At 72.8% G+C, this 228-nt stretch carries 1 pseudogene; it reads right to left on the bottom strand.

What is annotated here, in order from left to right:
- Nucleotides 1–228, bottom strand: a pseudogene (locus tag KVS71_RS19825) (bifunctional hydroxymethylpyrimidine kinase/phosphomethylpyrimidine kinase); the annotation flags it as partial.

Genomic DNA, 228 nt, shown 5'->3' with positions numbered 1-228 from the left:
CGCGGCCCCATCGCCCGCGCGAGGTCGCCCGACGCGAGGGTGGACACGAGGGTGTCGGGCTCGGCCTCGGTGAGGAAGCCGAGCTCGGACTGGTTCGGCGTGATGATGTCGGCCACGGGAACCACGCGTCCGCGGAGCAGGATCGGGATGGCCGGAGCCACGCAGCAGCGGGACTTGGCATTGCCCATGACCGGGTCGCACGCGTACAGCGCATCGGGGTGGGCGGCC

The organism is Microbacterium sp. GbtcB4, assembly GCF_019091465.1.
Taxonomy (GTDB): Bacteria; Actinomycetota; Actinomycetes; order Actinomycetales; family Microbacteriaceae; genus Microbacterium; species Microbacterium paraoxydans.
The sequence above is the reverse complement of the archived record's forward strand: the minus strand, read 5'-3'. Positions and strand labels throughout refer to the sequence as shown.